The 18930-nt window shown below is 69.2% G+C and carries 7 protein-coding genes; all 7 read right to left on the reverse strand.

Annotated elements, in window-relative coordinates:
- Positions 1-76 precede the first annotated feature (76 nt).
- The 7 genes from ACSQ86_RS14590 to ACSQ86_RS14620 are packed head-to-tail and all read right to left on the reverse strand — an operon-like array spanning position 77 to position 18926.
- Positions 77-13876, reverse strand: coding sequence for a glutamate cyclase domain-containing protein (locus ACSQ86_RS14590; RefSeq protein ID WP_436309010.1), 13800 nt, complete (start codon positions 13874-13876; stop codon positions 77-79).
- Positions 13877-13904: 28 nt separating this feature from the next.
- The gene (locus tag ACSQ86_RS14595; RefSeq protein ID WP_436304124.1) at positions 13905-14939 is read right to left on the reverse strand and encodes an EscU/YscU/HrcU family type III secretion system export apparatus switch protein; all 1035 of its coding nucleotides are present in this window, start codon (positions 14937-14939) and stop codon (positions 13905-13907) included.
- A 5-nt stretch (positions 14940-14944) separates the two neighbouring features.
- A complete protein-coding gene (gene sctT / locus ACSQ86_RS14600; protein ID WP_436304125.1) occupies positions 14945-15724 on the reverse strand; it encodes a type III secretion system export apparatus subunit SctT in 780 nt (259 codons plus the stop codon).
- A gap of 16 nt (positions 15725-15740) precedes the next feature.
- On the reverse strand, positions 15741-16226 hold the full coding sequence (locus tag ACSQ86_RS14605) for a serine kinase (protein WP_436309011.1): 486 nt from the start codon (positions 16224-16226) through the stop codon (positions 15741-15743).
- On the reverse strand, positions 16223-17596 hold the full coding sequence (locus ACSQ86_RS14610; protein WP_436309012.1) for a FliI/YscN family ATPase: 1374 nt from the start codon (positions 17594-17596) through the stop codon (positions 16223-16225). Before ACSQ86_RS14610 ends, ACSQ86_RS14605 begins: the two co-directional genes overlap by 4 nt.
- On the reverse strand, positions 17596-18234 hold the full coding sequence (gene sctL / locus ACSQ86_RS14615) for a type III secretion system stator protein SctL (RefSeq protein WP_436309013.1): 639 nt from the start codon (positions 18232-18234) through the stop codon (positions 17596-17598). Before sctL ends, ACSQ86_RS14610 begins: the two co-directional genes overlap by 1 nt.
- Complete coding sequence (locus tag ACSQ86_RS14620; RefSeq protein WP_436304129.1) at positions 18216-18926, reverse strand: type III secretion system protein; 711 nt, start codon at positions 18924-18926, stop codon at positions 18216-18218. The genes sctL and ACSQ86_RS14620 overlap by 19 nt, the downstream gene beginning before the upstream one ends.
- Between the last annotated feature and the right edge of the window lie 4 nt (positions 18927-18930).

The raw sequence follows: 18930 nt of genomic DNA on the forward strand, positions 1-18930 counted from the left end.
AAATGCATAGCCCGCACGCGGCCGCAGCGCCCGGCGCGGCGCCGCATTCCCGATCTCACTTGCGTGCGCCCAGCGCTCAGGGGTGCAGGTCCCAGACCACGCGCGCGTAGTTGTCCAGCCCTTCGACGCTCTCCGGCAGCACCGTGGACTTCGAAGTCACCTCGCCGCCGCGCGTGCGAATCTCCCGCACGACGATCTGCCCGGCCTGCGCCGCGCCCGAATCGGTAGCCGGGAAGCTGCCGTCGTTGTCGTTCATCCTGCGATCGGTGAGCCCGTGCATGACGCTGATCCAGTCCTTGGCGGGAATGCCCTGCGGCCCGTCCTTCGCCAGCCGGTCGCGCAGCAGTTCCAGGCCCTCGTCCACCGTCCTGCCCTGCGTCTTCATCAAGGCGTTCCACGCCACCATCGGCGACACGCCTTCATGCGTGCAGTCCAGCATGGCCTTGGCCTGCGCGTCGGTGAATCCCCTGTCCATCAGCGCATTGCGCAGCGCCGGATCGCGCTGCGCCTCGCGGGCATCGACCTGGTCGTAGTGGTGGGCGATGTTGTAGAACTGCTTGATGCCGGTGAAGACCGCCACACCGATGCCGGCGATGGACGCCACCTCGCCCGGGATGGCCAGCAGCGCGCCCAGCTCGACGGCGCCCGCGCGCGTCAGCGCCGCGCCGGTGACGTTGATCAGACCGACGCCACCGTCCACGACCCCGCTCACGCCCATGCCCACGTTCGTATAGGTCACCCAGGCAGGCACCGTGTTTGCCTGCCCGACGGCCAGCGACAGGTCGGCCACCCCCACGCCGGCGGTGCCGAGGCCGAAGAAGTACTTCCAGGCCATCTTTCCCTCGATGTCCGCCGCGGCGCCGTCGATCACCCGGTTGCCGGCCAACGAGCGCTCGGCCATCAGCGTGGTGTAGGGCTTGGCCATGAAGAAGGCCTGCGTCGGCGCGTAGACGCGGTGGTACCACTGGGCGTAGTCCTGCACGCCGTCGGCCATGGGCCTGAGGTTGGTGAGCTCGGTGCTGACGTTGTGCGTCACGAAGCCCGCGTTGGCGACCCAGCGCAGGACCTGCCCGAAGGCGGTGTTGGCGTTGGTGACGTTGTTGATCGTCTTCGCGCCGACGCCGAGCAGCTTCTGCAGCTTGCTGTCGAGCTCGGCACCCAGGCGGGCATATTCGTCGATCCGGGCGGCGTCGGAAAGCTTCTTCGCATCCACCTCCTTCACCATGCCTACATACTCGTCGACCAGCGCGGTGCCCTGCCTCACTTCGTCCGCGTTCAGGCCCAGCACCTTCGCCATGCGCTCGGTCTTCAGCTTGAAGGCATCCCAGCGCTTGGCATAGTTGGATGGGTCGGTCACCATGCCGTTGAACTGCGCATCGGCCAGCATCGACCACACCATCCGGGTGGTGCCCGAGACGTGGCGCGTGACGAACATGACCGGGTTGATCAGGTACTCGACCATCGTGCGCGGGTCGGCCACGCCCTGCGCACTGCGGCTTAGAAGCTCCTGGCGCAGCTGCGGGCTCTGGCTGATGGCCAGGTTGACGTCGGACTTGTTGTAGACCGTGCCGAGCGTTCCCTCCAGACCCTGCTCGGCCTCGCTGCTCGACTTGCCGAGCCGCAGGCCGTTGAGGCTGTCGTGCGTGTCGGACAGCGTGCGGCCCCACTCGCCGACCACGCGCGTGGCGGCATCGACCTTGTCCGCCACGCCCGGGTTCACGCGCCGGTACTGCGCAATCGCCGCGGCCGCGCCCTGCGGCGTGCCGTCGGAGAAGTTCGCCACGTAGAAAGACATCGAGGCGCCGGTCGCGTTGTAGCCGGCACTGCCGCGCAGGTTGCCCATCGCCTCGGCCAGGTGCTTGTCCTGCGCCTGCAGGCCCTCGTCGATGCCGGCCAGCACGCTGTCGCGCAGGTCGTGGTTGCCTTGCTTCTCCAGCGCATTCGCGAGCTCGACCGGCAGCTTCGCACCGCCCTGCTCCACCGCCCCCGACACGGCGCGCTGAAGACTGACGACGAATTCCGGCCGCTCGACGAAGCGGTCCTTCAGCAGCTCGGTGGCGAAGCGCTCGGACCAGGCCGAGGTCGGCGAACGCGCATCGGCGGCCTCGGCCACGATGGACAGGCCTTCGACGAGCTGCTCGAACTGGGTCATGCTGGCAAGATCGTCGCTTGCCCGGGGCAGGTTCCGGTGCAACAGGTCGAGCATGCCCTGCGCCACCGGCTCGGCGATCTCGGGGGGTGCATCGCGGTATTGCGCGAGGTAGTCGCCCACGTCGTGCATCTGCAGATCGTCGAGCAGGCCCATCGCGCGCGTGCGTTCCGACTCGAACAGCGGCAACAGGCCCGCTGCGGCCTTGTCGCGTTCGGCCGCGTCGCGGCTGGCATCGAGCCGCGTGCGCGCTTCCCTGGCGGCGCCGGCCACGTCGCCCTCGGCCAGGCGCTCCTTGACCACGCCTTCGGAATACAGCCGGCCCAGCATGGACGCGTTGTTCCCGACCAGCGACTGGTAGGCGCGGCCGTCCGGGCCGATCTCCATCAGCGTCGCGGCGGCAAAAGCGGCCGGGTCCTGGCGCGCCAGCTCGCGGCTCTTGTCGTTCACCAGCGCGGGATGCTTGGCGACGAGCTGCGCGTAGTCCATCTGCGCCTCGACGTCGGCCGTGGTGCCTTTCAGCAGGCCCGAATCGCGCAGCGCATCGCGTACCGCGATGTCGCTGCGCACGTCGAACTTGCCGAGCGCGATCAACTGGGCGCGCTGTTGGTTGGCCGAGGCGACGGGGTTCTCGCCGCGCTGCACGTCGCTGCGGATGGCCTTGAGCATCTCGGCCGAGAAGGCGCCCCAGTGGCGGTCGGCCGTCGCCTGCAACGACTGCGCGGCTGCGGGATCGTGGCCCGGCTGCCTGGCCAGCGCGTCGGCCTCGTGCTGCTGGTGCAGGGCCAGGCCGAGCGTCACTTCGGCCGGTACCGAGAAGGCATCGGGCGACGCGCGGAAAGCAGGCTCGCTGTGCTGATGCGGTGTGGTCGCGGAGATCGGATTGCGCGGCAGCCCGACGATGCCGGTCGGCACGTCATGGCCGACGTCGATCGGACTGATGGCGTTGGCCGTGGTGATGCCCACCGCCGCCACCAGGCCCAGCGTGATCTGCCGCTTGATCGTCTTGCTCATGCTCCAGCCGGTGGGCGGCTTGGCCTTGTTCTCCAGGCTCGGCAGCGTGAAGTTGCCGTCGCCGCGCGGCACGTCGCGCAGGCCGTTGACCGCCTTGACGCGGGTCGGCGACTGGTTCGACACGATGAACCAGTCGTCGGTCGATTGCGGCAAGGCCTCGCGCGGCGGCCGCACCTTGCTCGAGCGGATCAGCAGGTTGGGATCCCGGCGCTGTTCGGCCGTCGGCTTGTCGGTCTGCCGCGTGATCTCGCCCGTCTCGCGGTTCTTGATGCGATAGACGGTCTCCTTGTCGCCCTTCGGCTCCAGCCCGAACTTGGCCCCCATCTCGCGGCGCGGCATCAGCCCGCCAACACCTTTGCCCGGCGTGCTGTTGCCGTACCAGCGAACGGTGTCGGTGCCCGCCGCGACGCGGCCCTTGCCGTCGATCTGTTGCAGGCTCAGGTCGACGGCCGCGGCCGGGTCGGCATAGAGGTCGGGCTGGCCCTTCACGCGGTAGACGTAGACGTTGTCGTTGCCGAAGCCGCCGCTCGTCAGCCTGGCATGCACCTCGGGCCATTCGTCGCCGCGGAAGGCGGCGCTCTGCGGCTCGGCCGGGCGCGCCGCGGCGGGTTTCGGCGTGCCGCTCTTCGGCGCTGCCGCGGTCGCCGCAGGGTCCGCACCGTGGTCGGCCTTGACATCGAGCGCCGCCTGTCGGAACAACTCCGTCATGCCGACGTGGACCGTCGGGCTGTAGCCGGCGGCGTTGTCGATGCCGGTGCGCGACTGGCTGTCCACGCCGCCTTCGCGGGTGATGGCGCGGATCACGCGCGGCACATCGTCCGCCGAGGGCAGCAGGTCGCTGCGCTTGTGCGCCACCTCGAGCGCGGCCACGGTCGCGTCCGCGCCCCAGCTGCCGATGCCGGCCGTTACGAGCTGGTCCGCCGTCACCTCCGAGGCGATGCGCTGGCCGTCGGGCGCACGGCGCACGCGCTTGTCCACGCTGCCGCCGCCGACTTCGTTGCCCACGTCGAGGATGGCGATCTGCGTGATCTTCGCTGCGTCGTCGGCGCGGCCGCCGTTGATTTCGCGCGCCGCGTAGAAGAACTCGTCCAGCGCCGCCACATGGTCGGTGATGCGCTCGCCGTTGGAGCTCCAGTATTCGCCGTTCGCATCGCGCCCCGGCGCCTCCACGCTCACCAGCGCGTCCGGGTCCAGATCCTGCAGCATGCGCAGGGCTTCGCCCTTGGCGTGCGGGCCGATCTGGAGGCCGAAGGCCTTCACCTCGATGTCCTCGCGCCCCAGCACCGCCAGCGCGGCCTTCAGCGGCTTGACGTTGGACGGCACCGTGATGCAGGTCGTGTCCTTGCCCAGCTTGGCCAGCGCGGAGGCCAGCACTGCCGCGCCCTTGGTGCTGTCCGACTCGGGTGCGACACGGCCGGCGGCGGTGCGGACCGGAAAGCCCGCCACCACCACCACCTTGCCGGCATCCCCCAGCAACCTGGCCGCGGCGTAGGCACCGCCGGGCACGTGGATCGGGAAGCCGCGGCCCGAGGGGTCGAAGGCCTGCAGCGCGTCGATGGGATCGCCCGCCTCGTCCTTGTTCAACAAGTTGCGCACTGCCTCGACGTCCACATCGGCGCCCAGCTTTTTCAGGGGAACGAGCGTGACGTCGTCGCGCTGCAGTGCGATGCGCAGGGTGTCCAGCACCTCGCTCTGCTGCACCGTGGCCTGCTTCGGTTCGACAAGACCATCCTTGACGGCCTTGATCTTGTCCACCACGGCCGTGGTGATGCCGATGGCGCGGCTCGGCCCTGTGCCGGTGCCCGGTGGCAGTTGCGCCGCCACCTTGATCGCCATCATGGCCTGGTGGGCCATCGGGTTGATCATCTTCACGTCCCCTCTGCCGCGCGCCTGAAGCGCCTTGGCGAAGAATGGCTCCAGCTCGGGGTAGTGGGTGCAGCACCAGGAGACGGTCGTGACTTCGGGCTTCGCCGTCAGGATCTTGTCGACATAGTGGTCGGCAGCCCTCTGCATCAGCTGCTGCATGTCCTTGTTCATCGGGTCGGGCAGGAACTGGTTCACGATCGACGCGACGTCCAGGCCCTCGTCGGTTCCGCCCACCGGAAGCACGTCCTTGTCGCGGTAGACGCCAACGATGTCGGTGTCCGGCAGCGGGAGCCTTGCCGTCGGCTCCGTGGAAAACGCAACCACATGCTCGCCCTGCTTGACGAGGTTCTCGTGGAAGCTGCGCGTGCTGTCGATCAAGTCGATCACGGGGGCCTTGATGCCGCGCGCGTAGTCCCCCTTGCCCGATGTGCAGGCCGTGTTGCACGCCATCACGATCAGGTCCACGCCGACCTTGTCGAGCGTCTCGAGGCCCATGCGCGTGTGATCGGCAATGGGCTGTTTGCCCCCCAGGCTACCGTAGGTGCCGGCCCCATGGTCGCCCACCATCACCAGGTCGACGCGCGCGCCGGTCGTCTCTTCCACCACGCGCTTGATCTCCGCCGCGGCAATGATGCCGCCCGAGCCCGAATCGAACACGCCCAGCCGCAGCCGCACGCCGCGCAGGTCGATGCCCGGCGCCATCTGGATCTTCTCCGCGCGAACCCGCAGCATCGCGGCCACCGCGGCCTCGACGTCGGGCGACATGCCGCCCACGCCCGACGTGCGCCCGCGCGCATCGGTGCTGAAGGGCACGCGGCTGCGGGTCTCGCTGTCGATGCCGCCGGCCTTCATCATTCCCATCACCATGCCGCGCACGGTCTTCTCGTCGGGCACGGCGCTCAGCGCACCGGTGCGGCGCAGCATCTCGGTACCGAAGGCATAGCCGACCCAGTTGGTGCGGCCACCCGTCATCGCCACGTCGGCGGTCACGATCGACGCGATGCGCGTGCCGTTGGGCGCCGGCTGCACGCGCGTGTGCACGTCGGGATGCCCACCACCCACCTCGTTGCCGAGGTCGAAGCCGGCGATGGTGGTGATGTTGTCGTTGCGCGTGGCATCGATGAAGAGCTGGTCGCGCGCCGCCGTGTGGTAGCCGATCGCGTGGCCCTGGCTGTTGTGGTATTCGCCCTTCTCGGTGCGGCCTGGCACGTCGAAGCCCATCAGCAGGTCGGGCTGGTGCCGCCTGAGCAGGGTGGCGGAGCGCCATTCGGCACGCTTGCCGCGCGCGTTGAAGCTCACGATGTCGTAATGCTCGCCCTTGCGCTCGCCGAGCGCTTCGAGGGCTGCTTCCAGCACCTTGCGCTGGCTCCGGCCTGCGGCGACGTAGGTGACCTTGGCGTCCACCCCGTGCGTCTGGCCCGCGTACAGGCGCGCCGCCTTGCCGGCCACGGCCGCGCCGCCGGGACCGCTGGTTTCGGCGCGGCCCGTCTCGATCGAGTAGCCGGCGGCGATCATCACGCTCGGTTTGCGGCCAGCGGCCACGGCGCGGTCGATCGCCGCCGTGGCCGCGTCGGCGCCCTCCTCGATGCCGCCCTGGCGGAAGATGCCTTCGGCCGGCCGGCCCACCGGCATCGTCAGCGCGGCGTTGTACACGTGCGCGCGCCCGGTCGGCGGGGCGGCCGTCAAGTCCCAGCGATCGAACTGCGGATTCGCGATGCCCACCGGGAAGGTGCTCTTGTCCTTGTTGGCGTAGAACGCGCCCAGGATGTTGTGCGAGCGCGCCTTGCCGGCGGAAGTCATCGCGCCGATGCCGCCTTCGGGCGCGACGCGGTAGATCCACGCGCCGTCATTGCGCTTCGCGACCGCGTCGAGCGCCTTCTCGATCGTGTCGAACACGTCGCGGCGCTTGGCGCGCACGTCGTCGCCCGCGAAGATGCCCTTGCTGGGTTCCCGGCCCGACACCACGAAGCATTCTTCGGAGCCCGGCGCCGGATTCTTCATGAGCGCCTGCGTCACGGCCCTGTCGGCGTCCGACAGGATCATGCCGGTCGGCAGCTGGTCGGCCTGGCCGGCCTTGCGCTGCTGCACGATGGTGCCTTCGAGATGGAGGGCGGCAGCCATCCAGTCGCCGTCGGTGCCGAAGGCCGAGGGCTTGAGCGGAAGGCCGTCGTCGCCGGCGCCGGCCGCGCGTTGCACCGCGCGGCTGCTCAGCGTCACCGGACCTGTCGGCGAGGGACCCTCGCCCGCATCCATCGGCAGCGCCTGGTTGCGCTGTACGGCGTCGTAGACCTTCTCGGCCCAGTCCTGATGCGATGCCGTGGAAAGGTCTTCGCCGCGGTAGGCATAGAAGGCATCGAGCTTCTCGCCCAGCACCGAGATCAGCTCCTCGTGCGCCGCGCTCGAGAAGCGTGCGCGCTCCATCAGGCCTTCGAGCTCGGGGTTCATGCGCAGCAGCGCGTCCAGCGTGACCGCGGTGTAGGCGCCGTGGTCGAGGCTCTGCCCGTCTTCGAGCCTGTAGCGGCCGAGCTGACCATCGAAGCTCGGGTCACCGGGCCGCGGGCCGAAGCGCGCCTCGGCGAACTGCTGAGCCTTCCGCTCGGCGTAGGCCTCTTCGAGTGCCAGTCCGGTCGGCCGCTGCCGGGCCGGGTCGAAGCGCAGCAGGCCCGACATCGGCTCGATGACGAAGGTGGGCTTGAGCGTGTGCGAATCCTGCGTCTCGCTGAGCACGAAGACATTGCGCTTGTTTTCATTGCCATGCGCCAGCTCGTGCGCGGCGGTTCGCAAGGTCGGTGCGGTGCCGTGCTCGTTCTCCACCGCGGGGTCGCGCACCACCAGGGCCACGCCGTCGCGCCGGTGGTAGATGCCCCGGTTGTTCGGCACGGTCTCGGGCCCGACCACCCGGAGGTCGATCGGCGCCATGCCGAGCTGCTCGCCCCATGCACGCACGCTGTCGAGATCGAGGCCGTGTTCCCGGCTCGGCAGCGCCAGCAGCTGCGCGCGCGACTGCTGTGCGCGTTCGAGCGCTTCGGCCACGCGCGGGTCATTGGCCGCGATCTGCGTCACCCGCTTCGACTTGTCGACGTAGTAGACGGTGGCATCGTCGGGCACGGTGAGGAAGGTGTCGCGGGCCACGCTGCCCGGCAGGATGAGCCCCGACTTGCGCGGCGCGACCTGCGGATACACCACGCGCAGAGGCAGCGTCTCCGCGTTGTCGCTGTGCGGGTTGGGCGACACGTCGACGAGCTTCGCGGGTTCGGCGCCGTTCTTGTCGATGCCGAGCGTGGCCAGCACCGACTCGGGCGGGACCGAGCCGTCGGCCCGAAGCAGCGGCTCGTAGACGAGCGCGATCCTGTCGTTCCCGCGCAGGTTGTCGCCCGCCTGCGCGGCGGCGAGCGCCTCGTCCAGCGTCGCGTAGCGCGCGGGCGGCATGGCGAAGAAGTCCTCGGCCGAGCTGCTCGCCGCGTAGGCCGCCTGGCGCTGGGCCGGCGTCACCTTGTCCGTGGCCGGCGGCAGGCCGCGATCGGCGGCGTTCAGCACCACGCCGGTGTCTTCGTCGAAGGGGCCGGCGTGCAGGTAGAAGGCCGTGTCCTTGAGCGTGCCGCCGGACTGGAGGATGGCCTTGAGCGTCTGGCTCCAGCTGACGGTGTGCGCATCGCTGCCGGGCGGGGGTAGCACATATTCGGGCGCGGAAGCGGACGCGGCCGCATCGTCCGACCCACTCGACTCGGGCGGGACCGGGCGCGACAGCAGGGGAACGACCCCGGCCACGTGTTCGCCGGCCGACTTGGTGGCCAGCACCACGATCGCGGGATGCTCCGCATCGGGATTCGGGTTGCGGATGATCTTGATGTCTTCGAAGCCGGCGGCGCGCAGCCGCGCGTGGATCGCCACGTCCTGGTCGTTGTCGCGGTCCTGGGCCGCTTGCGATTCCTCGCTCTTGCGCGGGACCGCACTGCCGGTGCCTTTGGTCTTGCCTGGCGTGCTGCCCGAGAACCCGGTGTCGCCATCGCCCTCCGATGCCGACACCACGGCCTTCTGCGTGTCGAGCGCGATCCGCAGCTCGACCTTGCCGCCCGGCGCGAGCGCGTCCGAGGCGTGCGTCGGCATGTCTCCATCCGACAGCAGATGGGGCAGCTCGACGTCCGTCACCACCAGGTTCGTGATGCTCTGCCCGTCGATGTCCGCAAGCTTGCTCGTCTGCGTGCTCAGGTCGACGGGTTGCACGCCGAAGGCGTCGGTCTCGCCGGTTCGCGGCAATCCGGCCTGCTCGGCGTTGCCGGCCTGCGCATTCCTGGCCCGCGCCGCCATCTGCGGGTGCAGCGCCACATTGTTGAGCGTGCCCGGAACGACCTGCAGCGAGGCCGCGATGAACTCGCCCCGGTTCATGTGCCGGCCTTCGTTCACCAGCGCGATCAGGTCGCCGGTGCCCAGGCCTGCCACGGCGTCGTTGGCGAACTGCGCGCCGAGGCCCACGCCCGACACCTTCTCCTTCAGCGGGTTCGCGCCCGGCACACTCCTCATCAGCGGGATCGCGCCCGACACGGCACCGGTCACCGGCGCGCTCACGAGGCCTGCCACCGAGCTGACGATGGTGGATGCAATGCGCTTGTCGCCCTCCTCCGTGCCCAACTTGCCGTCGAGCCCGGTGCGCATCGTCTCCACCGCCACCCGGCCGGTGCCGTCGACGGCTTGCGAGGTGACGCCCGCACGCGCGCCGACCACGGCCCGGCCGGCGATGTTGAGCCCGTTCTCGGAGCTGACCTTGAGCGAGACGCGCCCGCCGATGCTCAGCGTCTGCTTGGCGGCCAGCTTGGCCGTCAAGGCGGTGCTGGTCTTGATGCCCGCGCCCACGCCGGTGGCGGTGACCGCGTTGGTGGCGACGTCGATGGCCTCGTCCTTGAGCGTGAACTTGGCGTCGTCCCAGCTCGCGTTGCCGGTCAGCCACTTGGCCTCGAGCGTCCACAGCGAGGTGTGGCCGTCGGCGTAGATGTCGCGCCCCTGCGCAGCCGCGACGATGTCGCCCGTCGTGTCCCAGGCCGAGTTGACGAGCATCGCCGCGCCGAAGCCCAGGCCCACGTTGCCGGAGGCGATGGTGACCGTGATGCCGGCAGCGGCGACGACCGTCATGCGCACCGCGTCGTCGACCACGCTCCAGGTGCCGTCGCTGTCCTTGACCTTGTCGGCCAGCTCGCCCGACTTCACGTCGTACTTGTCCATGAACGCGTCTTCCTGGCGCGCGTACTCGGAGATCGAGATCTTTCCCGAGGCGAGGTCGTTGCGCAGCTGCCGGGCCTTGTCGAGCTGCTCCTGCGTGTAGTCCTTCGCGTCGTCGGCCGAGTCGCCGAACATGCCGCCCCAGGCATCGCGCACCCAGGTGTGGCCCTCGATGCCCTTCTCGATGCCGTCGAGGTCCTCCTGCACGCGGGCGTCGTCCTGGTCGCCGAGGCCCAGCAGCTGGCCCTTGAGCGCATAGCGCATGTTCATCGCCGACTGCAGCTCCTTGCCCTGGTCCGAGGCGGACAGCAGCTTGGCGATCTCTTCGCTCCTGTGCTCGGCCGCGCGCAGGCTGCGCTGCTCGTCGTCGGTGCCCAGCAGGTCGAGCTGGGCCTTGAGATCGGGGTTGCGCTTGTTCCAATCGGCGATGTAGCTGTCGACCGCGCTCGTCTTGTCGCGCATGGCCTGCTCCGACAGGTCCTTGATCTGCCCCTGGAGCTCGCGGGTCGCTTCCTGGTTGTCTTCGGTGTACTTGTTCTCGGCCTCCTTGAGCTTCTCCGGATCGGCACGGTCCGGCGCGGACACCGTCAGCAGGTACTGCGTGTGCTTCTTGTCCTCGGCGAGCTGGAGGCCGCTGATCTTGCCGTCGGCCACGCTCTTCGTGAGCGCGTCGAGCTGGTCCTGTTCCCCGAAGTTCTCTGAGAAGAGGGTCGGGTTCGCCGTGGTCCAGGCGTCCTTCTTTTGCTGCAGGCGGTCCAGGTCGCCCTGGATCAGCCTGTTGCTGGCCTCGCCGCTGGCGATGGAGGCATCGTCGTACCTGATGTTGGATTGCAGCTCGGCGTCGCTCGCCGCATTGCGTTGGACCCAGGCATCGCGGGCCGGCCGCCATTCGGCGGGAATGTCCTCGTCGCCGTACTTGTCCATCGACTCCTGCTGGTAGACGAAGGCCTCCCATGCCGCGTCGTGCTCCTGCTGGGCATCGGGAAACATCCGCATCGTGGGGATCTGGCCCTCGGCCTTCATCTTCTTCGCGGTTTCCTCGTCGATGCCCTGCCACATCCAGACCTCGTCCTTCCACTTCTGGAACTCGGTCTGCAGCTTGTCGTCGGCGGCGAGCTTGGCGTCGTGCTTCTGCTGCTTGTCGAGGCCGGCCTTCGACAGATCCACGTCCTTGTCGGCGGAAGCTACGAGCCGGTCGACCTTGTCGAGCAGGGCGAGCTTCTCGTCCAGCGTCTTGGCCGCGGCCGCCTGCTCCTCGCTGCCCGGACGCGCGTAGGCCAGGTTCTGATAAGCCACGGAGGCCTGCTCGTCGACCACCACCTGCTGGTGCTTGGTGAGCGCCGCGGTGGCCTTGGTGCTTGCGATCGTGGCTTCGCCCCTGGCGGTGCTCTGCTGGGCGACCAGCTGTTTGCGCTGCTCGTTCAGCTCCGTCACCGGCTCGCCCATGCGCTTGTAGAGGCGAATGGTCTTGTCCAGGTCGCTGATCTGCTGGCCGTAGCTGCTCGCCTGCGCGGCCTTGTCGTCTGCCAGCTTCTGCAGATAGCCGACACCGCCGGCGACCTCGACGAGCTCGGTCTTCTGGGTCTTCGGATCGGTCTGCCGGACCTTGAACACCGTCTTGTCGTCGATGACCTGGCGGCTGACGTCGTCGTGCTGCCAGTCGTGCGTCTCCACCACCACGCGGTTGGTGGTCGGGTCATAGAGCGTGCGCACCTCGACGTCGCCGTTGTCGGTGGTAGGCTTGATCACGTCGACAGTGCCGGCCGGCAGCGACGCCAGCACCTGGTCTTCGGTCAGGCCCAGGCTCTTGGCCACATCGGTCACGGATTTGTTGTCCTCGAAGATCGCCTTGCGCGCCGCTTCGCCGGGCCCGTCCTTCGCATCGGGCTCGCCCATCAGCACGGTTCGCCGGCCGCTCGCGCTGGTGGCCACCACCTGCAGGGTGCCGTCGCTTGCGGTGGTCTTCTCGAGGGTGGAGCCGTCCTTGTTGAAGGTCTTGACCGTGGTGGGCACGCCGGCCACCACCATCTCCTGGCCGGGCTCGAGCGCCTTGCCGTAATCGACGTCGGGGTTCAGCGCCAGCAACTGCTCGGGCGTCAGGCCCGCGGCCTCGGCCACTTCCAGGTAGCCCTCGTACTCGCCCACCGGGCGCGTCACCTGCGCGCCGGTCAGCGAGGTGGTGGTGTCGGTTCGCAGTCCGTTCTTGTCCACCACGCTCACGGTGCGGGTGCCGGCCTGCGTGTCGATGGTCTGGGTGACGGTGTCGCCGGTCTTGGCGTCCTTGGTCGTCTGGCTGTAGCGGCCGTTGCCGTCTTCCATCGCATCGATGGTCTTCTTGCCGCCGGGCGCCTGCGGATCGGCCAGGCTGCCTTTCACGGTGATGGTGTCGTGCTTCGTGTCGTGCGTGTAGGTGAGCGAGGCATCGCCGCGCTGGATGGTGGTCGCCTGCACGTCGGCGCTCGGCGCGCTCGACGAGATCTTCACGCCGGCCGCGCTGGCCTCGGCCACCACCTGGTCGACGCTGAGCTTCCGCTCGCTCGCGATCTGGTCCACGCTCTTGCCGTCCGCGATGTCGCCCAGGGTCTTCTTCACCTGCGGCGTGACCACCGGCTCGGGCTTCTTCAGCAAGGAGTTGAAGGGCGTGGTCGCGCTCAGGCTCGTGGTCGATGCGGTACCGGACGGCGCCAGGAGCAGGTTGTTGCTGCCGGTGGTGCCGGAAGGCGTGGACGCGAGCGTCGGCGAGAACAGCAGGCTGTTGCTGGCGGCCGGCGTGGTCGTGGCCTGCGGCGACACCTGCAGCAGCTGCGTGAGCGGCGAATGCAGCGGGTCGTCGGCCGTCTGCGCGGGTGGCTGCGCGGCATCGGCCGTTGCGGGCGGGCTGCCGTAGAACTCGGTGCTGGCCTCCGCCCCGGCGGCATCGCCGAACTTGGCTTTCGCGGCGTCGGCCTCGCCGCGCAGCGTCTTCGCCTTGGCCTGGGCCTCGCTGAGCGCGGTGCTCTCCTCTTCGGTGATCGTGTATGACGGGCGGCCCGCCACGGGGGTCAGCTCGACGACCTTGGCTTCGGCGTCCTGCGCCTTGCTCTCCTTCTCCTGCGAGTCGAGGTAGAGCTTGGAGAGCTCGTTGGTCTTCTGCGCGTCGTCGCGTTCGGTCTGTGCGTCCTGGACCTTCTTGTGCGTGGCGACGCTGGCCTTGGCCTCCGGACTCTTCTTCTCTTCGCGCTTCTGCTTGACCTGGGCCTGGAGCAGCGTGGCGTCCTTGTCCTTCAGGTTGGCCTCCGCGCTGGCCTTCTTGGCGCGTGCATCTTCCAGCGTGCCGTCCTGCCGGGCCTTCTTGGCGATGTCGGTATCGGTCGCCTTCTTGCTCTTCTTCGCCTGCGCCTCCATGGCCTCGGCGTGCTCCTTGGCCTGCTTCGCCTTCTTCTGCGCTTCGATCGCGCGCTTGCGGGCCTCTTCGGCCTGGCGCTGCGCTTCGCGCAGCTTTTCGAGCAGCGCCTCGAGCTGGCGCTGCAGTTCGCGCGCGCGCGCCGCGGCATCCGACTCGCCCGAACTCGCAGGCTGCTGCGCCGGGTTCACGGGATTGGGTGTGCTCACCGGCACGCGCACGCTGCCGCCACCATCCGCAATCATGACCATGGCCTGTTCCTTTCGATCAAACGGTTTCTCAAGACTCGTTGCCCTGCGCCCAGCGCAACAGCTTGGCCACGGGCGCATAGAGCGCTCGCGGAATCGGCTGGTCCTCCGGCACGTCCTCGTAGATGCGCTCGGCCAGCGCGGGCTCGAATTCGGTGGGGACCAGGCCTTCGCCGGCGAAGCGCCGGATCTGCGCGGCCACTTCGCCCTCGCCGCGCGCGATCACGCGCGGCAGGTCGGTCTCGCCGAGGTATTGCAGGGCGACGGCGACGCGCGGCGAATGGATCACGGCCGAAGCCGCGCGCACCCGGTCGTTCAGGCTCGCGTACACCGCCTCGAAGTGGGCCGTGCGGCGGCGCGAGCGGTTGATGGGGTCGCCCTCCATCTCCTTGTATTCCTGGCGGATCTCCTCGATGGACATCCGCTGCTTCTTCATGAACTCGTGATGCTCGTGCGCGTAGTCGACCATGGCCATCACGGCATAGATCAGCACCGCCCAGCCAAAGGCGACCAGCACCATGTGGGCCGAGGCCGTCATGATTCCCTCCGGCCGCGCGTACCCCAGCTTGAGCGCCGTGTCGACGAAGCCGCGCACCACCACGAACATCAGCACGCCGAGCAGCGCGGTCTTGGTGCACATCTTCAGCAGGTTGATGAGGTTGCGCGTCGAGAAGATGCGCGTCAGGCCCTCGGCCGGATTCATGCGGTTCACGTCGGGCTTCAGGCGCTCCCAGGCCGCCACACCGCCGACCTGGAACAGCGAACCCACGATGCCGGCCGCGGCGGTGATGGCCATGATCGGCAGCGTCCCCCACACCAGCGTCTCGCCCGTGTGCAGCAACAGCTCGACGAAACGGTCGTCGGGCGCCGTCAGCAAGCTGGTGCTGGTCGCATGCAGCCACAGTTCGCGCAACAGGCTGTAGACGAGCTGGCCGCCCAGCCACATCGACACCACGACCACGATGAACACCACGGTCGAGGCCACGTCGGTGCTGAACACCACTTCACCGCGCTTGCGCGCATCGCGCAGGCGCTTGGCGGTGGGCTTCTGGTCTTTCTCGGCCATCGTCGCTACAGGGTCGCCCTGAGGAAGTCGAGCACCCCGTTCTCGGGCCGCAGGAAGTCCTGCAGCGACTCGTACACGAAGAACAGGAACAGCAGCATCATCAGGTGCGCCAGAAGGCTCTTGAGCGGCTGCGCGACGACGAACACGTTGAGCTGCGGCGCCACCCGCCCCACCAGGCCCACGCCCAGCTCGACCAGCAGCAGCACCACGATGACGGGCGAGGCCAGCTTCACGATCCACAGGAACAGCGTGTCGCCCTGGCGGATCGCGAACTGCTCCAGCACCGCGCCCAGGTTGGGAAAGAAGGAAGCGACCGGCCAGAGACGGTAGGAGTCGACGATCACCCCCAGCATCGCGAGCAGGCCGCCGCCCGACACGAAGAGCGTGATGACCATCCAGCCCAGGAATTCGCTGGTCGGGCCGTTCTCGTGCCCCGCCACGGGATCGAAGAAGGAGGCGTTGCTGGAGCCGGTCTGGAAGTCGATCAGGTCGCCGACGCTCTGGATGGCCCAGATGAAGATGCCGAAGCCCAGGCCCAGCATCACGCCGATCAGGGCCTCCTTGGCGGCGATGAGCACCCAGGTGACCATCGACGCGGCAGGCATGTCGCCCGCCACCGGCGACATGAAGATCGCGAGCATCAGCAGGATGCCGTTGCGCACGACACCGGTGATCATGCCGCCCGACAGGAAAGGCACGACCGCGAAGATCGCGAACAGCCGCGGTAGCGTGAGCACGACCGCCGAGAAAAACTTCTCCATGCTGGCGAGTTCGAGGCTGTCCATGGCTGTTGCGTGTTCCCTAGGCGGGCCGGCGCATGGCCCAGGCCTGCGCGGCGCTCTCTTCGTTGACGTCTTCGAGGCGCAGTTCCTGCACATGCAGGCGCTCGGTGCGCGCGCGCTGCTGCATCTGCCGGGCCTTTTCGAGTTCGCCGCTGGCGGCGCGCAGCTGACGGCGGCTTTGCTCGAGCACCTGTTCGCGCTCGGTGTGCGCCCGAGCGGCCTGCGCCGCGGCCTGGCCGGCCTGTGCGATCTGCGCATCGAGTGCGCCGCTCCATGCGCCCGCATGCCGGAACTCCGCCACGCTGCACTGGCCGCCCGACAGCGCGCCCCGCGTGGCCTGCCAGTGCTGCACCTTGTTCTGCACCTGTTGCTGCTGCCAGGACTCGGCCTGCTGCAACTGCGCCTGGCTCTGCTCGGCGTCCGCGCGGTCGCGTGCGACCACATCCATCGCGACGGTCTTCTGCCGCTCGCGCACGTCGACCAGGAGCTTCCAGTCGATGCTCATCGCGCGCCCCCCACCCGTGGTGCATGGCGCAGCAGCGCCGCCAGCGACCGCTCGAAGGGCTGGCTGGTCTTCGGCGGCTGCGACAGGAAGTCGAGCATCGCGGATCGCGCCTGGATCGCCTCGTCGGCCAGCGCGTCGCTCCCCGGCCTGTACTCGCCGATCTGCACCAGCAGCTCCATCTCCTGGTACTTGGCCAGCAGGCTGCGAAAGTGCGCAGCCGCGGCGCAGTGCTCGCGCGAAGCCACCAGCGGCATCACGCGGCTGATGCTCGCCAGCACGTCGATGGCCGGATAGCGGTTGGCCGCCGCGATCTTGCGCGACAGCACGATGTGGCCGTCGAGAATGGAGCGCACTTCCTCGGCGATGGGGTCGTTCTCCTCGTCGCCTTCGGTCAGCACCGAATACACCGCCGTGATGGAGCCGGTCTTGCCCTGGCCCGCGCGCTCCAGCAGCTGCGGCAGCATCGAGAAGATCGAGGGCGGGTAGCTGCGCCGCGTCGGCGGCTCGCCGCTGGCCAGGCCGATTTCGCGTTGCGCGCGCGCGAAGCGCGTGAGCGAATCGACCAGGAGCAGCACCTTCTTTCCCTGGTCACGGAAGTGCTCGGCGATGGTGGTCGCCACATAGGCCGACTTGATGCGTTCCATCGGCGGCCGGTCGGAGGTGGAGACCACCATCACCGTCCTGGCCAGGCCCTCGGCACCGAGGTTGTGCTCGATGAACTCCTTCACCTCGCGCCCGCGCTCGCCGATCAGCGCGATCACGTTGACCTCGGCCGTCGAGCCGCGTGCCAGCATGCCGAGCAAGGTGCTCTTGCCCACGCCGGGCGGCGCGAACACGCCGACGCGCTGGCCTTCGCCCAGCGTCAGCAGCGTGTCGACGGCGCGGATGCCGGTGGCCAGCGGCGCCTCGATCATGCGGCGCGCGAGCGGGCTCACCGGCTCGCGGTGCACGGGCAGCCGCGTGTGCGCGGCCAGTGGACCGAGTTCATCGATCGGCTGGCCCAGCGCGTCGAGCACCCGGCCCAGCAGTTGCGCACCCACCGGGCAGACATGGCCGCGCCCCGTCGGCACCACCTCGGTCAGCGCCGAGATGCCGGTGATCGAACCGAGCGGCGTGAGTATGGCCGTGTTGCCGCGAAAGCCCACCACCTCGGCGAGCAGCGGCGCTTCGCCGGGCGTCACCAGTTCGCACAGCTCGCCCACGTGCGCCTGGATGCCCGTGGCATCGATCAGCATGCCCACCGCCTTGCTGACGCGGCCGCGCATGGCCACCGGCGTGACATGCGCGAACGCCGCCTCGAGCTCGGCCACGATGCCGAGCGCCGCGTCGGACATGCCGGCGCCGCGCAGCATGGTCGGCTGCGGGTTCATCACTGCGCCCTCCCGGACGGCGCCAGCATGCCGCCCTGCTCGACCGCGCGGCGAAAAGCCTCCAGCTGCGCGTCGACCCCGATCTCGAGCACCCCGGTCGAGGTCTGCACCACGCAGGCGCCGGCCGGCAGATCGGGGTCGGGCGTGAGGGTCACGGCCATGTGCCAGTTGGCGTCGCTGCGCAGCCGGTGCAGGGTCTCGCGCATGTCGGCTTCCTGCGCCGGTGCCACGCGCACCGTGAGGAAGGACTCCGCGCGCAGCAGCGCCTCGACGCGGACCAGGGCCGAGCGGAACAGCACGGCCGGATCGGCCTCGGCCAGGAACTGGCCCACCGCCTTGACGACGATCTGCGCCATCGACGTGCGCAGCGCATGCAGCTGCCGTTCGACGGCCATGCTCTCGGACACGAGCTGCCGTGCGTATTCGGCCCTGGCCTGCGCGAGCCCTTGCTCGTAGCCCTTGCGGCGGCTGGCCTCGGCGCCGTCTTCGGCCTGCCGGACGATGCGCGCTGCCTCCTTGCGCGCGGTGTCGACCACGGCCGATGCATCGAGCAGGGCCGCGTATTCGCTTTCCTTCAACACCTTGCGCTCGCTCAGGAGCTGCAGGTTGTCGGTGGTGATCAGAAAAGCCAGTCCCATTGCGGCAGTCTTTCGGGAACGATGCACGAGAGCATCAGTTCGTTGAGTTGCAGGGCCTGGCGCGGCTCGAAGCTCGGCACGCGGAAGGCGGAGATGCGCCGCGGCAGCTTGTGCTTCAGGCGCTGGAGCACGACCGCGCCTTCGGCCGCGGCTGCGCCCAGCAGCAGGCGATAACCGCGGTCGAGCACCACGCGGCCGGTGGCGATGGGCCGCTGCTGGACCACGGTGCTGTCCATGCGCAGCTCGGTGAGCTGGGGCACGCGGTCGAGCACGAAGTCGACGGCATCGCGGTCGATGCGGCGCGCCTGGCGACGGATCTGCAGGCCCGCGCCGCCGCGCACCTTGAAGAGCGGCAGATGCGCGCAGAAGCCGAGGTAGGCCGCGAGGCGGCGCAGCGAGGCGGCATCGAGCAGCGCCAGCCGCTTGAGCCGCGAGTCGAAGTTGTAGTCGGCCGCCGCATGGGGCTGCGCCGGGCCCGGCGCCTGCCCGCGCCGCAGCAGCTCGGCCAGCACGGCGCGGCCGGCCGGCCCCATGCGCGCCACCGATCGATGCCGCGCCGGCCAGTTCGCCGGCAGCCAGCTCGGATGCAGGTCGGCCTCGGGATGCAGGTTGAAGCGCATCACCAGGCGCACCAGGTCCATCGGTCCCGGCACGGCGATGGGAGGGGGTGGTGCGATGGCGGGTGCCGGCATGGAT

The organism is Variovorax sp. LjRoot130, assembly GCF_964253755.1.
Lineage (GTDB): Bacteria > Pseudomonadota > Gammaproteobacteria > Burkholderiales > Burkholderiaceae_C > Variovorax.

Bases quoted from the DNA above. Each gene is read 5' to 3' on its own strand.
- ACSQ86_RS14595 (WP_436304124.1), bottom strand. From the start codon at position 14,939: ATGGCCGAGAAAGACCAGAAGCCCACCGCCAAGCGCCTGCGCGATGCG.
- ACSQ86_RS14620 (WP_436304129.1), bottom strand. From the start codon at position 18,926: ATGCCGGCACCCGCCATCGCACCACCCCCTCCCATCGCCGTGCCGGGA.
- ACSQ86_RS14610 (WP_436309012.1), bottom strand. From the start codon at position 17,596: ATGAACCCGCAGCCGACCATGCTGCGCGGCGCCGGCATGTCCGACGCG.
- sctT (WP_436304125.1), bottom strand. From the start codon at position 15,724: ATGGACAGCCTCGAACTCGCCAGCATGGAGAAGTTTTTCTCGGCGGTC.
- ACSQ86_RS14605 (WP_436309011.1), bottom strand. From the start codon at position 16,226: ATGAGCATCGACTGGAAGCTCCTGGTCGACGTGCGCGAGCGGCAGAAG.
- sctL (WP_436309013.1), bottom strand. From the start codon at position 18,234: ATGGGACTGGCTTTTCTGATCACCACCGACAACCTGCAGCTCCTGAGC.
- ACSQ86_RS14590 (WP_436309010.1), bottom strand. From the start codon at position 13,876: ATGGTCATGATTGCGGATGGTGGCGGCAGCGTGCGCGTGCCGGTGAGC.